Annotated in this window: 15 protein-coding genes; 13 read left to right on the top strand and 2 right to left on the bottom strand. The window is 43.2% G+C overall.

From position 1 onward, the window contains the following. The first annotated feature begins 8 nt into the window (after positions 1 to 8). The 5 genes from MHH50_RS17895 (at position 9) to MHH50_RS17875 (ending at position 6416) form a co-directional block, all read left to right on the top strand. Positions 9 to 1127: an acyltransferase family protein gene (locus MHH50_RS17895; protein WP_340033218.1), complete on the top strand. Its 1119-nt coding sequence runs from the start codon at positions 9 to 11 to the stop codon at positions 1125 to 1127. 755 nt (positions 1128 to 1882) lie between these two features. Beyond that, positions 1883 to 2938, top strand: coding sequence for an LLM class flavin-dependent oxidoreductase (locus MHH50_RS17890; RefSeq protein WP_038571758.1), 1056 nt, complete (start codon positions 1883 to 1885; stop codon positions 2936 to 2938). 82 nt (positions 2939 to 3020) lie between these two features. Next, positions 3021 to 3704 carry a Crp/Fnr family transcriptional regulator gene (locus MHH50_RS17885; protein WP_248548789.1) on the top strand — a complete coding sequence of 228 codons (684 nt, stop codon included), beginning with the start codon at positions 3021 to 3023 and terminating at the stop codon, positions 3702 to 3704. Between the two features lie 108 nt (positions 3705 to 3812). Continuing rightward, entirely contained in the window at positions 3813 to 4625 is an 813-nt protein-coding gene (locus MHH50_RS17880; protein ID WP_340033217.1) for a DNA alkylation repair protein, read from the top strand. A gap of 240 nt (positions 4626 to 4865) precedes the next feature. Beyond that, a complete protein-coding gene (locus MHH50_RS17875; RefSeq protein WP_340033216.1) occupies positions 4866 to 6416 on the top strand; it encodes an acetamidase/formamidase family protein in 1551 nt (516 codons plus the stop codon). A gap of 77 nt (positions 6417 to 6493) precedes the next feature. Here MHH50_RS17875 and MHH50_RS17870 read toward each other — a convergent pair whose 3' ends face one another. Further along, positions 6494 to 6940, bottom strand: a complete 447-nt coding sequence (locus MHH50_RS17870; protein ID WP_038571749.1) for an Lrp/AsnC family transcriptional regulator — start codon at positions 6938 to 6940, stop codon at positions 6494 to 6496. A 570-nt stretch (positions 6941 to 7510) separates the two neighbouring features. Here MHH50_RS17870 and tyrS point away from each other — a divergent pair. The 4 genes from tyrS (at position 7511) to MHH50_RS17850 (ending at position 12380) form a co-directional block, all read left to right on the top strand. Further along, positions 7511 to 8770, top strand: coding sequence for a tyrosine--tRNA ligase (gene tyrS / locus MHH50_RS17865; RefSeq protein ID WP_076129736.1), 1260 nt, complete (start codon positions 7511 to 7513; stop codon positions 8768 to 8770). A 205-nt stretch (positions 8771 to 8975) separates the two neighbouring features. Continuing rightward, on the top strand, positions 8976 to 9263 hold the full coding sequence (locus MHH50_RS17860; RefSeq protein WP_036688213.1) for a hypothetical protein: 288 nt from the start codon (positions 8976 to 8978) through the stop codon (positions 9261 to 9263). 219 nt (positions 9264 to 9482) lie between these two features. Then, positions 9483 to 10727, top strand: coding sequence for an anaerobic sulfatase maturase (locus MHH50_RS17855; RefSeq protein WP_340033215.1), 1245 nt, complete (start codon positions 9483 to 9485; stop codon positions 10725 to 10727). A 94-nt stretch (positions 10728 to 10821) separates the two neighbouring features. Next, positions 10822 to 12380, top strand: a protein-coding gene (locus tag MHH50_RS17850) for an IS3 family transposase (RefSeq protein ID WP_340033214.1) whose coding sequence is annotated in 2 segments (ribosomal slippage) — positions 10822 to 11455 and positions 11455 to 12380 — 1560 coding nt in all. Because the reading frame shifts where the segments join, the coding sequence is not laid out codon by codon here. Between the two features lie 83 nt (positions 12381 to 12463). On the opposite strand, the gene MHH50_RS17845 is transcribed toward MHH50_RS17850, so the two are convergent. After that, a complete protein-coding gene (locus MHH50_RS17845) occupies positions 12464 to 13663 on the bottom strand; it encodes an ROK family protein (RefSeq protein ID WP_340033213.1) in 1200 nt (399 codons plus the stop codon). Positions 13664 to 13849: 186 nt separating this feature from the next. Between MHH50_RS17845 and MHH50_RS17840 the strand changes: the two genes are divergently transcribed. From MHH50_RS17840 to MHH50_RS17825, 4 genes are read left to right on the top strand one after another with little or no spacing between them, the layout of a single operon-like run. After that, positions 13850 to 14512 carry a chromate transporter gene (locus MHH50_RS17840; RefSeq protein ID WP_254857000.1) on the top strand — a complete coding sequence of 221 codons (663 nt, stop codon included), beginning with the start codon at positions 13850 to 13852 and terminating at the stop codon, positions 14510 to 14512. A gap of 11 nt (positions 14513 to 14523) precedes the next feature. After that, positions 14524 to 15057, top strand: a complete 534-nt coding sequence (locus MHH50_RS17835; RefSeq protein WP_076214731.1) for a chromate transporter — start codon at positions 14524 to 14526, stop codon at positions 15055 to 15057. Between the two features lie 35 nt (positions 15058 to 15092). Next, positions 15093 to 16070, top strand: coding sequence for a formylglycine-generating enzyme family protein (locus tag MHH50_RS17830; protein WP_340033212.1), 978 nt, complete (start codon positions 15093 to 15095; stop codon positions 16068 to 16070). Between the two features lie 39 nt (positions 16071 to 16109). Then, positions 16110 to 16943 carry an AraC family transcriptional regulator gene (locus tag MHH50_RS17825; RefSeq protein ID WP_076129731.1) on the top strand — a complete coding sequence of 278 codons (834 nt, stop codon included), beginning with the start codon at positions 16110 to 16112 and terminating at the stop codon, positions 16941 to 16943. The last annotated feature ends 30 nt before the right edge of the window (positions 16944 to 16973 follow it).

The raw sequence follows: 16973 nt of genomic DNA, 5'->3' as shown, positions 1-16973 counted from the left end.
CACTCCGCATGGAACGCAAAATGAACTCGGAAATGTTCGTTCTTCGTAGTGTAGCCTGCTTAAGTATAGCCCTGCTGCATGCTCTTTATCGGGTTTATGACGATGGAAATACATCTTGGGTAGAGTCGGTGGGTTTACTGCTAACGTTTGGCACACCTGTATTCGTATTTATCTCCCAATTCGTGTTGTCATTTGCCTATCCCAATGAAATTCCAGCGAGATTTTGGGAGAAAAGAATCAAGTATATTTTATTGCCTTACTTTTTTTTCGGGACCTTGTATGCAGGACTAAAAGGATTGGAGCTGTCGAGTAGTGACGGCATTCCTTTGCTGCAGGCTTTTTGGTATTACCTCTGGCGTCATTTGCTGATTGGAGATTTCCATGGCTATTTTATACTGATTATCTTTCAGTTTTATGCTTTATTCCTCTGGTTTCAGACGTATGCGAAGCGGCTTAACCCCCGCAATATTCTAATCGTATCGTTCCTTATTAACGTTATCTATTTGGGTTTCTTCAACTTTACTACGCCCGCAGATACGGCAGCCGCCCATTATTTCTGGGATAAAATGTACTGGATTTTCGCACCTGGTTGGATTTTTTACTTTACAGTAGCCTATTACTTGGGACGAAATGAGCTGTGGTTCCGGGAAAAATTAAAAAAGTTCCGCATAGCCGTATACACGCTCCCGGTTCTGACAGGTGCGCTAGTGCTGTTCGTGAATAGTCAAGGCTGGATAACGGCGCATAGCTCCAAAAGAATTGATATGCTTCTATTCGCCTTAAGCATGATTTTGCTGCTCTTCTCCTTGGCATCGAAAATGAAGAAAGTGCCACGTGTACTGGAATGGAGCAGCAGATATTCTTTTGGCATATACTTGCTTCATCCTTTGCTATTGGCTATATTCGTTAAGCTTCCAGCTTCATTTGGGTTGCAAAACCTTGGACTATTTAGTGTTCTGCTGCAATTTGTCGGTTGTGTGGTAGGCTCGGCACTTATAATGAATTTAGCGAATCGAATTCCTGGCGGAGCGTATGTATTCGGTCGGATCGGCGTTGGGATAAACCCAAGCAAACCACCGAAATCGCTGGATAAGCCGATAACTCCGAATATTGGGAATGCAAACTAGCTTGGATTTGACCGGCCGCTAATCGTCTGTGTTTAGGTGATTAGTGGTCTTTTTTGTTTTTGTATTATTGCGATTACTTCGCTATTACATCGCGATTACATCTCACTAGCAGCACCCTCACAATTCTCATTAAAAAAGCAAAATAGTTGTAAAAAGTACATTTAAGCTCTTATGCTCGCAGCTTTAGGGCAGTTTAATTGCATATTTTACAACTATTATTCTAGAATCCCGCCATATTGAGGCAAGTGCTCGTATTTAAGTGTACAGAGTGCAACTAAATCCACAAAGGCTACCTTCAAAGCGTATATAGTTGCACAAAATGCAATTAAACAAACTTCGTCGTTACCACGCCTTAGCTGCACTCTGGCACATAGGCGGTAAAGTCCCAGTATAATTGTTGTATTATGGTCAGTTCACACGAGGTCTTGTTTGTTCGGACCGTATTGCAGCTATTTTCACTTTTTAGTTCATTTTGCGATAGTTTCGGACTGTATTGCGCTTATTTCCATAAAAACACACATTATGGAAGCTACTTTGCACGAATAGCTGCATCTAAGTCCGATAATTTAGCAAAATGAATGAAATTATTAAATTAACGGCTCCTCAGTCCGATCTATAGTGAGGGGGATCTAATTAGATGAACTTCGATTATAGTCGAAGGAACCTAAATTAGTTAGTATAATTAGGTAGTCCCTTTATGGTTTTTTACATCCAGAGAATAATGCATCGTGCAGAATATTAGGAGGAAATGAATAGTGGAACTTGGAGTAAGCACATTTGTCGAGACCACACCTGATGTCCAAACGGGTGAGACAATAAGTCATGCAGAACGACTACGTGAAGTAGTGGAGGAAATTGTACTTGCCGAAGAGGTGGGATTAGATGTATACGGAGTAGGTGAGCATCATCGGCATGATTATGCGGCGTCTTCACCTGCGGTTGTACTGGCTGCGGCTGCTTCGTTGACTACTAAGATCCGGTTGAGCAGTGCTGTAATGATTCTGTCTTCAGCCGATCCGGTGCGTGTGTTTCAGGACTTTGCAACGCTGGACGGAATTTCGAACGGACGTGCGGAGATTATGATCGGCCGGGGTTCGTTTACAGAGTCTTTTCCTCTATTCGGATATGATCTGAAGGATTACGAAGAACTGTTTAATGAGAAGCTGGAATTGTTATTAGCCATCCAAAAGTCAGAAAAAGTGACCTGGAAAGGCAAACACCGAGCAGCTATAGAAAATTTGGGGATTTACCCGCGTCCGGTTCAAGATCCTTTACCGATTTGGATCGGGAGTGCAGGAAGTCCAGAGTCTGCGATCCGCACAGGATCACTAGGTTTGCCTTTTGTTTTAGCGATTATAGGGAATGTTCTACCACTGGATTATGCGTCACATGTACAGCTTTACAAAAAAGCAGCAGCTGAAGCCGGGCATGATATTTCAAAATTTCCAATCGCTTCGCATTCACACGGGTTCATAGCGGAGACTAATCAGTTAGCGCTGGAGAAATTTTTTCCTTCAACGCATGCCCGGACCAATGTGCGGGCGAAGGAAAAAGGAACACCTCCGTACCATCGTGCAGATTATGATGCAGCGTGTAGCTTAGATGGCGCCCTTTACGTAGGTGATCCAGAAACTGTCGCTAATAAAATCATTCATCTGCGCAAGCATGTGGGAATTACGCGATTCTTTTTACATGTGCCGCACGGCACGATGCCTCATGAGGATGTTATGCAGGCGATTAGACTGCTGGGCACCGAAGTGGCCCCACGTGTGCGGGAAGAAGTAGCGCGCTGGGAAGCAAGTAACCGCTAATTTAGTAAGCTGCGTCCTTAGGACGTGGCTTTTTTTGTAAGGTATACTGAAGAAATGAATAGCGTTTTATACAGGAGGGGCAATGGAAAAAAATCATTATTTATCTCAATTCAATTTGCTTCAATCGTTAGGACTGGAAGATCTTATTGAAATGGAAGAATTAACGCGAATAACAGTAGTCCCCAAAAATACATATATCCAAATACCGTCAACCTTTTCTGAAGGGCTGTTTTTTGTGAAAAAAGGGAAGGTTCGCTTATACCAATTAAACGCAAACGGTAAGCAATTTACATCGGATATCCTCAGTGAGGGTAATGTTTTTGGTGAAATGGGTATGATTTCTTTTGGAACGAAGGAACATTATATTGAAACGATTGAGGAAAGCCATATCTGCACAATTGATCCTGCAAGGTTTGAAGAATTCATCTCTCACCGGCCTAGGTTTATGATGTCATTATTGCAAGTATTGAGCGACCGCATAAAAAGTATGAGTCAGTTAACTCAAAATCTAGCCATCGGAAATCTGCATGATAAAATATTGTGCGTTCTTTTAAAGCTGGCGGATCAGCATGGGGTTGAGCATAAGGATAATTGTTACAAAATTAATGTTCCTCTATCGCATCAAGAAATCGCTAATTTAATTGGAGCCAGCAGAGAAGCTGTAACAGTGGCATTGCAAGAATTGGTGAAAGCGGAGGTTATTCAGACAGGGTTCAGAACTATCTATATCCAGCGAGACAAGATTTTGGAAAGAAATATAACATAGCTATCGAGTTGTAAACGAGATTACAGCTTCATTTTTAGAAACAACGGTATCCTAGCTATGACATGAAGGTGATTTAAGCTTTCAAATCATAGTGAAGGGACGATTTCCATGGAACACAGGAAGGGCGCTCGAAAGGTTACTGAAATTCCCGTTGAGATTGTAGAACTGCTGAATAAAGGATATTTACAGAGCGTGAATTTAACGGAATGGCTTGCTGTGGATCATCTTGTCTTGTTGGAAAATGTACTGAATGAGCTAGGTTTTGAACAGGAAGCTAAACCAATTTTACAAAGGCTGAATGCGTTATCGGAAAAGAAAATCATGAAGCTCATCCCGGTGATTTCACGTGAGTGGCAGCTTCTATTTGACTGTAAATCAGAGCTGGAACGTTCCCGGCTATTTGCTGTGTTAGCTCATCATAAATCCGATAGTGTTCGCTGCTGGGCTGCTTATATCGTGGGCCAGAATCATCAATGGAGTCTAGTTCAAAAACTAACAGCAATCCGTCCTTTTGCAGCGGATGGTCATTTTGGGGTGCGTGAGATTTCATGGATGGCTTTAAGGGAATCAGTCATTGCCGAGCTGGATGCTTCCATTGAATTATTAAAGGCTTGGATTCATGATCAGGACGCGAATATTAGGAGATTTGCGATCGAATTGACGCGCCCACATGGGGTATGGGCAAAGCATATTACAGCGCTCAAAGAAAATCCAGCGATTGCCCTTCCGCTATTAGAACCGCTTAACTCTGATCCGGAAAAATACGTTCAGGATTCTGTAAGCAATTGGTTAAATGATGCTAGCAAAAGCCATCCGGCATGGGTACAGCAAATTTGTGATGAATGGTTGAACCTATCAGGTACCAAGGAAACAAAGCGGATTGTAACCCGGGCAACAAGAAGTATTACTGATCAAAAATAAAATTAGTGCATTACTTTAGACTGGATAATCCAACGCCAAACACTATGAGCTAATAAGTGTTGGCGTTTTTTTATTGTGGAGTTAACTTGGATAATTCAAGAGAAAGACTCCTTCGTGTTTATTATTTAAACCGAAATTCATGAAAATATTTATATTGTTAATCCTCAAGTCATCTGTTATACTCAGAAACACCAAATGTTATAAAAACTAACACTTATTAAAGGAATGGAGGATTTTCGTATGAAAAAACAAATAATTCGTAATGTAGGTGTCACGTTATCCCTATTTTTAGGGGTGAATTCGTTATCTGGTGTTATGTATGCTAACACAACAAACGATGCGTATAAACCAAAAACCCATGTTCTGAAGGCGAATTCGGAGACTGTTCGATGGGGGAATATAGGTAAGGGAGATCCAGCTCTAACTGTGCATTCGGGAGACATCGTAACGGTTGAGGCCATTACACATCACTCAGGGGATGATTACGAGCGAATGATTAAAGGAGATGCGGGAGTAGAGGATATTTTCCACTGGATTGAGGGGGAGAAGAACGAAGCGCTCCGCGGGCCAGGCGTACATATTATGTCGGGTCCCATCGCTGTTGAAGGTGCTGAACCAGGAGATGTGCTGGAAGTTAAGATTCTGGACATGAAGCTGAGACCAAATGGGAATGACCAATACGCTGGCAAAACATATGGCGTGAATGCCGCAGCGAACTGGGGTTATCTATATGGAGATATGGTGGAGGAGCCGAAAAAGCGTGAGGTAGTAACCATCTACGAGATGGATACGGAGGGTGGAACAGATTATGCAACAGCTGTATATAACTACAAATGGTCTGTGCAAACCGATCCAGATGGTCAAGTGCACCCGACAATTGACTACCCGGGTGTTATCGTTGACCATAATACGATTGATAAAAACTTCGATGTGCTAAAAGGTGTGAAAATTCCGGTTCGTCTCCACTTTGGTACAATGGGTGTGGCGCCGAAAGAAGCGGATGTTGTTGACTCCGTTCCACCATCTTACAACGGCGGTAACGTAGATGATTGGCGGATTACGGAAGGTGCGACGATGTATTATCCTGTATCCGTAGCTGGTGCACTACTGTCGATCGGTGACCCGCATGCCGGTCAAGGCGATTCGGAGATTAACGGAACTGCGATCGAGACATCGGTCACTGGGGATATACAAGTCATTCTTCATAAAAAATCATCGCTTAACAACAAGCTGAAAGGTTTAAACTTCCCATTACTTGAAAATGAGAACGAGTGGGTTGTGCATGGATTCAGCTACGCCAATTATTTGGAGGAGCTGGGGGCTAGTGCTCAGACGGATATCTTCAAAAACTCGTCCATCGACAAAGCGATGAAGGATGCCGCTCATAAAACAAAAGATTTTTTAATGGCTGGAATGGAATTGAGCGAAGATGAAGCGTACTCTCTGATGTCTGTGTCAGCTGATTTTGGAATTACACAAGTGGTGGATGGAAACTGGGGCGTACACGCCTTAATTGATAAAGGTCAATTCGGCGATTCCGAGCGCAAGCCCGTGGTTTTACGGAGCAGCTTTGAGAACTTTGGAGCAAAGGTTGGCTGGCAGCCAGCCACTAAGACAGTTACGCTAAGCTACAATGGCAATGTTCTGGAGATGAAGCTTGGAGCGACAACGGGGATTTACAACGGAGAGACAGTGAAGCTTACAGCCCCAATAAGTGTTGTGAACGGGAAGATCGTGGTCAGCGAATATTTCGTGAACTTTTATAAATCTAAGCTGGCTAAGACAGAGTAGGACGAAATAGCAATTATTCGATAATCCTAAAAAAATCCATATGAGAAAAGAACCGTCTTTATAGGCGGTTCTTTTTCTTATATATTCAATCCGTCCTGATTTTTGTGGCGTTTTAATAAGATTTGGTTTTCTACACGTACCAGTCCATCCAGACAGTAGATTGATTCATGCATAAACCGTTCCATCTCTTCAAGATTCTCTACCAAGATGTGAATATGCAGAATACATGGTCCCGTCATTTCGTATAATACAGCTACGCGTTCGTTTTCCTTTAATACATCGACGATATGATTTAAATGAGCAGGTTCTACTTCAAGTTCCAGGTAGGCGGAGATTTTCTTTCCTAGCTTTTCAGCACTGATGACAATCGAGAACTGTTCAATAATCCCTTGATTGACTAGCCGATCAATACGATCTTTCACCGCGACACTTGATAAACTGACTTCTTTAGCTAGATCAGTATAGGAAATTCTGCTGTTTTGGGCCAGCCGCATCAAAATATGGTTATCGATAGGATCTAGCATGCGGATTCGTTCACCTCTTTTTTCGTAATTGTATCAGAAAAAAAGTGGAAATGCCTAGTAGCGCTTTACAGTAGAAGTGTGTGACGGCATTCTCTCCTGAAGATAGTTGACATAAAAGAATTATTTCACTATACTGGCTGTAATCTTATATACGATATACGTTGAAGGAGCCCAGTAGTAACTTAGTCCCTGTTTCAGAAAGCCGGGGGTTGATGAAACCCGGTACACACTAAGCTTGCGAATTACACTTTGGAGTATCTCGGGTAATACCGAGCGGAATGGCGAACGATATCTCGTCAAGAGTGGTATCAATGGTATGCTTGAGCATAAGCGTTTCATGGGTGCAATCTGGGTGGTAACACGGTTATTCAATCGTCCCTATGTCTACAATAGACAAGGGGACGATTTTTTTTGTTTTTAAATATAAGGATTTATAGGGTTCACTTCATCAATACTCCTTATATTTCTCGCTGAAACGGTCCCGTCCTAATCAGGAGGGCGAACCGTTTCCGCTTGGCGGACTGATGTTTCATTTATAGGATAACTACTAATTTTGAGGGGTGTAAGGCAATGAATATTATCGACGAACTAGAATGGCGCGATGCCATCAATCAACAAACAGATGCCGAAGGGCTTAGAGAACTGACCAATCAAAAATCGGTATCCCTGTACTGCGGTGTAGATCCAACAGGTGACAGTATGCATATTGGCCACTTGATTCCATTCATGGTGCTCAAAAGATTTCAACTGGCAGGACATCGTCCGGTGATTCTTATTGGTGGGGCTACGGGAACGATTGGTGATCCAAGTGGACGTCAATCCGAACGCTCTTTGCAAACGCTGGAGCAAATCCAAGCCAACGTTGACGCACTTACAGCACAGATGAAAAAACTGTTCGTGACTGATGGCGACAATCAAATCCGCATGGTGAACAATTACGATTGGACGCATAAAATCAATGTTATCGAATTTTTGCGTGACTATGGTAAAAACTTCAGCATCAATTCGATGCTTGCCAAGGATGTTGTAGCGAGCAGATTGGACAGCGGAATTTCCTTTACGGAATTCTCCTACCAAATCCTGCAATCCCTGGACTACCTGCACCTGTTCCAGCATGAAGATGTGCAGCTGCAAATCGGTGGTTCTGACCAATGGGGGAACATCACAAGTGGCTTAGATCTGATCCGTAAAAAAGAAGGTTCTGAAGCGGTGGCATTCGGACTTACCATCCCGCTTATGCTGAAAGCCGATGGTACAAAATTCGGTAAAACAGCTGGCGGAGCCATTTGGCTGGATCCGAACAAAACGACAGCTTTTGAATTCTACCAGTTCTGGGCGAATACAGATGACCGTGATGTTGTGAAATACCTGAAGTACTTTACATTCCTCTCTAAAGAACAAATTGATGCACTTGCAGAAAAGGTGCAGACCGAACCGCATAAACGTGAAGCGCAAATAACACTGGCTGAAGAAATGACCAGATTCGTGCATGGTGAGGAATTGCTGGAGCAGGCTAAACGTATTACTGCCGCTCTGTTCAGTGGAGATATTAAATCTCTGACCGCTGACGAGATCGAGCAAGGCTTCAAGGAAATGCCGACCTACGAAACGACATTGGAGTCCAAAAATATCGTGGAGTGGCTGGTAGATCTAGGAATTGAGCCATCCAAACGTCAAGCGCGTGAAGACATCACCAAAGGCGCAATTTCCATGAACGGTGAAAAAGTTAGCGATGTAGCATTTGAAGTTACAGCCAGCGAAGCCATCGGCGGACGTTTTATCATTATCCGTAAGGGTAAGAAAAACTACAGCCTGGTGAAATTGTCCTAATAATAAGAAGCCTTCCTTATGAATAAGGAAGGTTTTTTGTTGTATTTTAAGTATAGAGGCCGACTATTTGCATAATAAGTGAAATTTGAAAGGTGAAATCGTCAAAATTATGGTAAGCTTAGGATTCGTGTGATTTATGGATTAACATGATATTCTACAACTATAACAGAAAATTAGGAGTGGTAATTTGAGAAGACAAAAACCAATGACCATGGAAGAATTAATGAATGAGTTACAAGGACAGAAAACGTATCAAGAAGATCCCAATCACATCTCTTTCGAGAAATTGTTTAATGAAGCGTTTATGAGTAAGTATTCCAATTACAAAAGTTTCGATGAGTTTGTAACCAAAGGGAACTTTCAAGTAAAGACAGAAGAAGATGTTGCTGACATACCTGATGAACTGTTTGATCGTCATGTTGTTAGGGAGACGAAGTTTGCGGATTGGAAATCCATGTTAGAAACAGCGAATAGAGAATACGTCCGTAATTAATAAGACTAGTCTCTAACTACCGTTAGACTCATCCACAAAGAAACTGTACACCCTTATTGCTTTGTCCCAACGGACAATGGGGAGTGCAGTTTTTTTGTGCCCAGTTATTTGACCAGCTATGATGTTTTACTCATCGTTGACTTGCAGATCTATGATTTAATTGAACAAATAGGAATTAGGTTTTACAAAGATAGTATTACATAGGAGGGGCAGAATCGTATGACTGCATGTATACAAACCTCTAAGCAGAAGACCCTTCATGTCATGTGGAAAACCGTCTCAGAGGATTGTAATCTAGCCTGTGATTATTGCTATTACAGTACAGCCGGGGGACATCCTCAGCAACCGATCCGAGTGATGGATACGGAGCTTCTGGAGCGGTTTATCGCTCAGTACATGAAAAGATCATCAGGGATAGCGACTTTCTCTTGGCAGGGTGGGGAGCCATTATTGGCCGGACTTTCGTATTTTGAACAAGTGATTTCATTCCAAGCTAAGTACGCTCCGCCTCATACGATGATCAATAATGCACTGCAGACCAATGGAACGCTTATCCATGAGAAATGGGCGAAATTTTTTAAACGGTATAACTTTTTGGTTGGGATTAGTCTGGATGGCCCAGAGCCTATTCATGATGCTCATCGTGTAACGGGTTCGGGAAAAGGCAGTTATGATCTAGTTATGCGTGGGATTCGTCATTTACAGAATGAGGGTGTGGAGTATAGTATTCTGACGGTGATTCATGAAGATAACGTGACGAAACCAGATGAGTTGATGGCATTTTATCTAGAACATACCTTTCCGAATATTCAGTATATCCCCTGCATGGATTTTGTTTCTCAGAAAAGTGATGTAGCGGGACGTTTCCGAATTACACCTGAACAATACGGAGTCTTTTTATGCCGTACATTTGACCTTTGGTACAACGGTGGGTATCCAGAGCTTCCTATTCGTATTTTTGAGAATATGCTTCTTGTATTCATGCATCGTGAGGCAGAGTTATGCGTTCACAACTCATGTTGCCCGAAGATGATGGTGCTTGAAACGAACGGGGATGCCTACCCTTGCGATTTCTTTATCGATGAAGAGCATAGGCTAGGAAATATCGGCCAAACTGACCTGGAAGCGCTGCTAACCAGCCCATTATATGATGATTTTTTGTTAATGAAGCCCAATATGAATGAATCATGCTATAAGTGTGAGTACCTTAGCTTTTGCAATGGGGGATGTCCGCGCAACCGGAATTGGCTTGATGTTAATGATCGGACTGAGGTTGATTATTTCTGCCACAGCTACAAAATGTTCTACTCATACGCCTATGAACGCATGTTATTACTGGCGAACCGACTTAGATCGGAGCGGATGCTGGAGTACAGGAAAAGTGCAAAACCACTTCCAGGTCGAAATGATCCATGTTTCTGCGGAAGCGGGAAGAAATTCAAAAATTGCTGTCAGGCATTATAGATTAGACTAGACAAGGTTGTCCCAACTTGATATGCTCCCCATATAGTAGACAGGTGAAATAATAAAAACCTGTCGCTGTATGGGGAGCATTTTTATGGAACAAAAGAAGTTTACAGCACTGGAAAAGTTAACGATTCTCCAAGAAATTGAACGGGGCGACATTGGTTTGAAAACTGCGGCCCGGAAGTATGGAATATCCAAAAACTCATTAGTGAAGTGGCGGCAACGTTATCAATTGTATGGATACGAAGGGCTGGAAGTCCGAAGCTACAATCGTACATATTCTGCAGAACTTAAACTCCATGCCGTTAAGGACTATCTCGAGGGAGGATTGTCGCAAAACCAAATCATCTGCAAGTATAAGATTGCAAGTTCAACCCAACTCGCCAACTGGATTAGGAAGTATAATGGTCATAGCAACAGCTTAACAGCTCATTCAGGAGGAACTAAAGCTATGACCAAAGGACGCGTAACCACTTGGCAGGAACGGATAAATATCGTGCTGTACTGCCTTTCGAACAGAGAAGACTATGCGAAGACGGCAAGCCATTTTCACGTGTCTTACCAACAAGTATATAGCTGGGTAAAGAAGTACGAAGCTGGTGGTGAAGAGGCGTTACGAGACGGTAGAGGACGCACTAAAGCGCCTGAAGAACTTACGGAAGCAGATCGCCACAAACTCGCGATGCAAAAGCTGGAATACGAGAATGCACGCCTGCGTGCGGAGAATGCTTTTCTAAAAAAGTTAGAGGAACTCGAAAGGAGGAGGCGTTAAGGACCATTCGCCAGGTGAACATCTACCTGGCCATTCAGGCCGTTCAGCAGGAACAGTCTTGCTCCATTCGGCTTTTGTGTGACATCGCAGGGATTTCACGGTCAAGTTATTACAAATGGTTGAATCGCAAACCCAGTTCTCGAGAGGCTGACAACGAGAAACTGACAGAGGCTATGCTCCTCTTGTATGAGAAGGTGGAACGAACCTTTGGGTATCGCCAATTGACCCTGCATTTGCGCAGACAAATGGATAAATCTATTAACGCAAAGCGAGTGTACCGGCTGATGAGATGCCAAGGCATCCAGTCAGTCATCCGCAGAAAGAAAAAGAAGTATGTAGGCTCCACGCCGCAGCAGGTTGCAGAGAATGTGCTGAACCGTAATTTTAAGGCTGAAGCTCCAAACCAAAAATGGGTAACGGATGTAACGGAATTCAAATACGGAAACGGCAAGAAGGCGTATTTAAGTGCAATAAAAGATCTGTATGACAAGTCGATTGTTGCTTACGTTCTGGGTCATTCCAATAATAATTCGCTAGTTTTTAACACACTGGAATTAGCTTTGAAGGCAGCACCGGAGAGCCGAACCTTACTCCATAGCGACCGTGGTTTTCAGTATACCTCTCTGCATTTTAAAAAGATGCTGGACGATGCAGAACTGAAGCAAAGCATGTCCCGAGTAGGCTGCTGCATTGACAATTCGCCGATGGAATCCTTCTGGGGAACATTGAAATGTGAGAAGTACTACTTACATACCTACCAGACCTTTGAAGAACTCCAAACAGATATTGATACCTACATTCACTTTTACAATAACGAACGGTTACAGGCAAAACTAAACGGCCTCAGTCCCATTGAATTTAGGACTAAGGCCGCTTAAACTACTTTTATTTTTTGTGCTGTCTACTTGACGGGGTGCAGTTCAACTTCATGCAAAGGATTGGGAGCAACCTTTTTGTTATACTATAGAACCATATGATTTCTCACCATTATTGCCGCACCCGTCACCACAGCTTCTTCTTTTAATATACCTAGGGAGAAGTGAGGTTGGTATTCAGGATAACGGTAAGTGTTTCTTTGTGCCACCTCCACCGCTGTTTGGAAAAACAACTCGTGAGAGTGAATGAGTGCACCACCTAGAATGATGGTCTCTGGATGAAACAGGTTGATAACGTTGGCGAGCCCGATCCCGAAGTGGCTGGCAGCTTGGGTAAATAATTCACGCGCGTGTGGATTACCGTCTCTAAAGGCTTGTACCAATACATCATAAGTCAGCTTCTCAGGCGCCACTTTATATCTTTGGAGGATCAGATCGTTGTCCATTTTCGCCTCTGAGCGCGCACTTTGTTCTAGTGCCTGCACAGATACGAATGCTTCCAGAGCCCCGTAGTTCCCGTCATGATTTAATCGGGGTCCATCTGTCTGGATGATCATTTGACCAATGGCATCTTCCATATCCATTGTGCCATGAACAATACTTCCATGCGACATCATCGCATAGCGGAGTCCTGCTCCAGCATGTACATAAAGCATATGCTGGATGTTTGCGTGACGGATAGACCATCGTTCCCCAAGCAGTGCAGAATTGGCACCGTTGTCCAACCATGCCTTGAACCCCGTCCGTTCCTCCACCAGTTTGCAAATCGGCAGATTGTTCCAGCCTGAAGAAGGGAAGTGCAGCGGTTTTAGGATCAAGCCATGTTCCCGATCAAGCGGCCCCACTGCCCCTATTCCTATCCCTATGATTTGACTGTCCACTAACTGATGGTCCCTAAGGAAAGCACGTATTTGATTACTGATATGATCTATAAATCTTTCAGGTGTGAATGCCTGATCCATTCGCCAGTGAACAATTGATTTTGGGTTCATTTGCATATCAAATAAACCAAGGGAAGAATACACCCTGGAAATCTCTAAACCGATTATATAACCGTAGGAAGGATTGATCTGGTATAAAATAGGTCTTCTGCCTCCGCTAGATTCTCCAAATCCGCTTTCTATCAGCAAGCCTTCTTCCGTCATCTCATCTAATATCCGGGTCATTGTGCTTTTGGTAAGCGAAAATGTCTGTAAAAGATCCAACTTGGAAACAGTGCCTTGTTCGGCGATTCGGTCGTATAGGAGTTTTTTTGGTGATGGAATATGTGTCGAGCGCTTTTCCACGATATACCTCCAAGCTATATATAGGATGAACTTGTAAGATCGTTTTTTATATAGTTTGTATTTATTAACATGAATATAGTATAACTCATAAACCCTTGGTTGTATTTTACCGTTCAAAAAACTTAATTCCATTTTGGGAAAAAGTGATATAATGAAATTACGACAGATTATATAAGGGTGGATTCCATGAGAACAACTATGAAAACAAATATGATACCGAATACAGACCTGAGGATAAGTCTATTGTTTCAGTTGTTTTGGGTATTTGTTCGAATTGGTCCTGTAACCTTCGGGGGAGGTTATGCGATGATCCCTATGATCGAACGGGAAATTTCCGCTAAACGAAAATGGCTGGGTGAAGAGGAGATGGATGAAATTCTATCTTTAGCTGGTGCTGCACCTGGGGGTGTAGGTGTAAATGCAGCAGCATTCATTGGTTATCGTCTTGCTGGTGTGAAGGGTGCGATTGCTGCAATCGCAGGGATAACGATTCCGACCTTTATCATTGTTTGTTTGCTTAGCGCCGTATACTCCCAACTGGCAGACCAGCCAAAAGTCATTGCCGCTATGAAAGGGATAAATGGTGCTGTTATTGCCTTGATCCTAGTAGCTGCATATCGAATGGCCAAGAACGCTATAATTGACAAGACTACCGCTGTTACGGCGTTAGTTATACCGGTTGTTTTACTGGTTTTCGGAATTAATCCCATTTACGTGATTGCAATTGGTTTATGTATTGGGTTTGTATATCTGCAAATTAAACAGCTCTTAGGGCTCCAAGTTCGAACGGAGAAGGAGTCCTTGAAAGCTTCTGATGAAGAATCGAATTATCCGGAGTATTACATCTAGGGGGAAGCGATGTGATTTGGAGTTTGTTTTTCACTTTTATAAAAATTGGCCTTCTCTCGTTTGGAGGAGGGTACGCCATCATTCCGATGATTCAGCATGAAGCCATGGCTGGGGGTTGGTTATCCGAAGGGGAATTCCAAGAGGTAGTTTCCATCGCAGGGATGTCACCCGGGCCTGTTGCAACGAACAGTGCAACCTTGATCGGATATCGTATAGCCGGAATCGAAGGAGGGATTGTGTCAACATTAGGCATGGTTCTGCCCTCATTTTTAATCATCATCGTTATTTCCGTCTTCTTTTATCGGGTGAGGGACAGTCAATGGATTAAAACGTTATTTTATGGTTTGCGGCCAGTGATTACAGGCTTGATTGCCTATGCTGCGATTCGTTTTGGCTTAAATAGCGTGCAACATGCTTTTATTACTTGGCAGACCCTTGGCATGTTGATCATTGTATTCGCTGCACTTTATGGTTTAATGAAATATAAGCTGCATCCGCTCACCATTATCGTTGCTTCTGGCATTCTTGGGGTAGCTTTTTTTTAGACAGAGCCGGGACGATCCCAGATTGGAGGTAAATCATGTCAGAGAATATACGGGCTTGTTGTTCAGCTAGTCGAAATCAAGTCGCGAAACAAGAATCTATTGATGTTTGTAAGGAGAACACAACGGTTCAAGGAGTAACAGGGGTGAAAGATTTCTCGGACATGATCCTTATCCCTGGAGGCACTTTTCTTATGGGGACGGATGATAAGGAAGGGTTCCCCGCAGATGGAGAAGGGCCGACTAGGAAGGTTACCTTATCTTCCTTTTTGATGGATGCAACGGCGGTTACGAACAAGCAGTTTGCTGCTTTTATCAAGGAAACAAACTATGCTACAGATGCGGAACGTTTTGGATGGTCTTACGTGTTTCATTCTTTTGTTTCCATGGAGACTGGGAAAAAGGTGACCCAAGTAGCCACACAAACCCCTTGGTGGTGGGTGGTGGAGGGAGCGGATTGGTGTCATCCTGAAGGTCCGGATTCCCATGTAGATGAACGACTTGATCACCCGGCTATCCACCTATCATGGCATGATGCGGATGCATATTGTCGTTGGGCTGGTAAACGTCTGCCTACGGAAGCGGAGTGGGAGTATGCCGCACGAGGAGGACTGGTTCAGAAACGGTATCCTTGGGGGGACGAATTAAAACCAGACGGAGAACATCGTTGTAATATATGGCAGGGAAAGTTTCCCGATAAAAATCATGCCAGCGATGGTTTTGCAGGTACCGCACCTGTAAGGTCCTATCTGCCTAACGGCTATGGTCTTTATAATATGTCAGGAAACGTGTGGGAATGGTGCGCGGATTGGTTTACTAAGGATTATCATTTATCTTCCGAAGCCGTGAATCCGAAAGGTCCAGTAAGTGGTGTCGCAAGATCAATGCGCGGAGGATCGTATTTGTGCCATAAATCTTACTGCAACCGTTATCGGGTGGCGGCTAGAAGCAAAAATACTCCAGACAGCTCTGCCGGAAATATTGGCTTTCGATGTGCGGCTGATTATACAAGTTAGAGCACTTTTACGACTACTACATAAGAAGGAGGAACTTCCTTGTCCTCTATCATCCATAGTCAGTTTGACATCAGCGTGCTGGACGTCCTAAAGATTCAATATCAGAAGCGGATCCTGTTCGATTACGTCCAGTCTTGTTATACCGTCTCTTATATCCAAAAAGGTGAGGTATTGACGACATCCTCCGAAGGAGAATATGTTGCTTCTGCCGGAGACGTGATGATCCACCGTCCTAACGAGCCTTTCAATGTGATCTCCAAAACGGATGGGATACATTATCTGTTTAATATTAACGCTAAAGTTAAAGACGGAGATGACTTTTTTAAGTTATTCCCTTTAGGCAAGGTGATTCGGGTCCGGGATCGAAGCGAATATGAGCGAAGATTTGACGAATTGCGGAGCCTGTGGTTGCAGGAGGAAGATGATTTCAGGAATGTTCAGGTCGGTTCATTGGCATTTTTTCTTCTTTATGAAATTATGGAGAGTACCAAGCTTGGCGGGCGCCGCTCTTCACGAGATCCCTTTATCACGGACCGTTTTAACGAAGCGTTGCAATATATGGAGGAGAGGCTTGATCAGGAGATTAGTAGAGAGGAGCTTTCCAAGCTCTATCATATGAATCCTGTTTATTTTAGCCGGGCATTTCAGAAAATATATAAACTGACACCCATGCAAATGCTGCGAAAATTGCGGCTGCAGCAAGCTAAACAAATGCTGGAATATACGGATTATACAATCGAGCATATCTCCCAGAGATGTGGTTATTATGATGCTTCACACTTCAGCAAGGTATTTCGTGGTGAATACAGCAAGGGGCCGGCAGAGTACCGGAAAAGTATCGAATTTACAAAAACAAACATCGCTACTCCATAGCGGAGTTTTCCATATTCATTTACTCTTATA

Source organism: Paenibacillus sp. FSL H3-0302 (genome assembly GCF_037982245.1).
GTDB classification, from domain to species: domain Bacteria; phylum Bacillota; class Bacilli; order Paenibacillales; family Paenibacillaceae; genus Paenibacillus_AQ; species Paenibacillus_AQ odorifer.
Note: the sequence above shows the minus strand (reverse complement) of the source record. Positions and strands in the feature narration are given on the sequence as shown.

Excerpts from the sequence above, each read along its gene's own strand:
- MHH50_RS17870 (WP_038571749.1), bottom strand. The coding sequence starts at position 6,940 with ATGCTAGATCCTATCGATAACCATATTTTGATGCGGCTGGCCCAAAAC.
- MHH50_RS17885 (WP_248548789.1), top strand. The coding sequence starts at position 3,021 with ATGGAAAAAAATCATTATTTATCTCAATTCAATTTGCTTCAATCGTTA.
- MHH50_RS17860 (WP_036688213.1), top strand. The coding sequence starts at position 8,976 with ATGACCATGGAAGAATTAATGAATGAGTTACAAGGACAGAAAACGTAT.
- MHH50_RS17830 (WP_340033212.1), top strand. The coding sequence starts at position 15,093 with ATGTCAGAGAATATACGGGCTTGTTGTTCAGCTAGTCGAAATCAAGTC.
- tyrS (WP_076129736.1), top strand. The coding sequence starts at position 7,511 with ATGAATATTATCGACGAACTAGAATGGCGCGATGCCATCAATCAACAA.
- MHH50_RS17895 (WP_340033218.1), top strand. The coding sequence starts at position 9 with ATGGAACGCAAAATGAACTCGGAAATGTTCGTTCTTCGTAGTGTAGCC.
- MHH50_RS17880 (WP_340033217.1), top strand. The coding sequence starts at position 3,813 with ATGGAACACAGGAAGGGCGCTCGAAAGGTTACTGAAATTCCCGTTGAG.
- MHH50_RS17875 (WP_340033216.1), top strand. The coding sequence starts at position 4,866 with ATGAAAAAACAAATAATTCGTAATGTAGGTGTCACGTTATCCCTATTT.
- MHH50_RS17855 (WP_340033215.1), top strand. The coding sequence starts at position 9,483 with ATGACTGCATGTATACAAACCTCTAAGCAGAAGACCCTTCATGTCATG.
- MHH50_RS17840 (WP_254857000.1), top strand. The coding sequence starts at position 13,850 with ATGAGAACAACTATGAAAACAAATATGATACCGAATACAGACCTGAGG.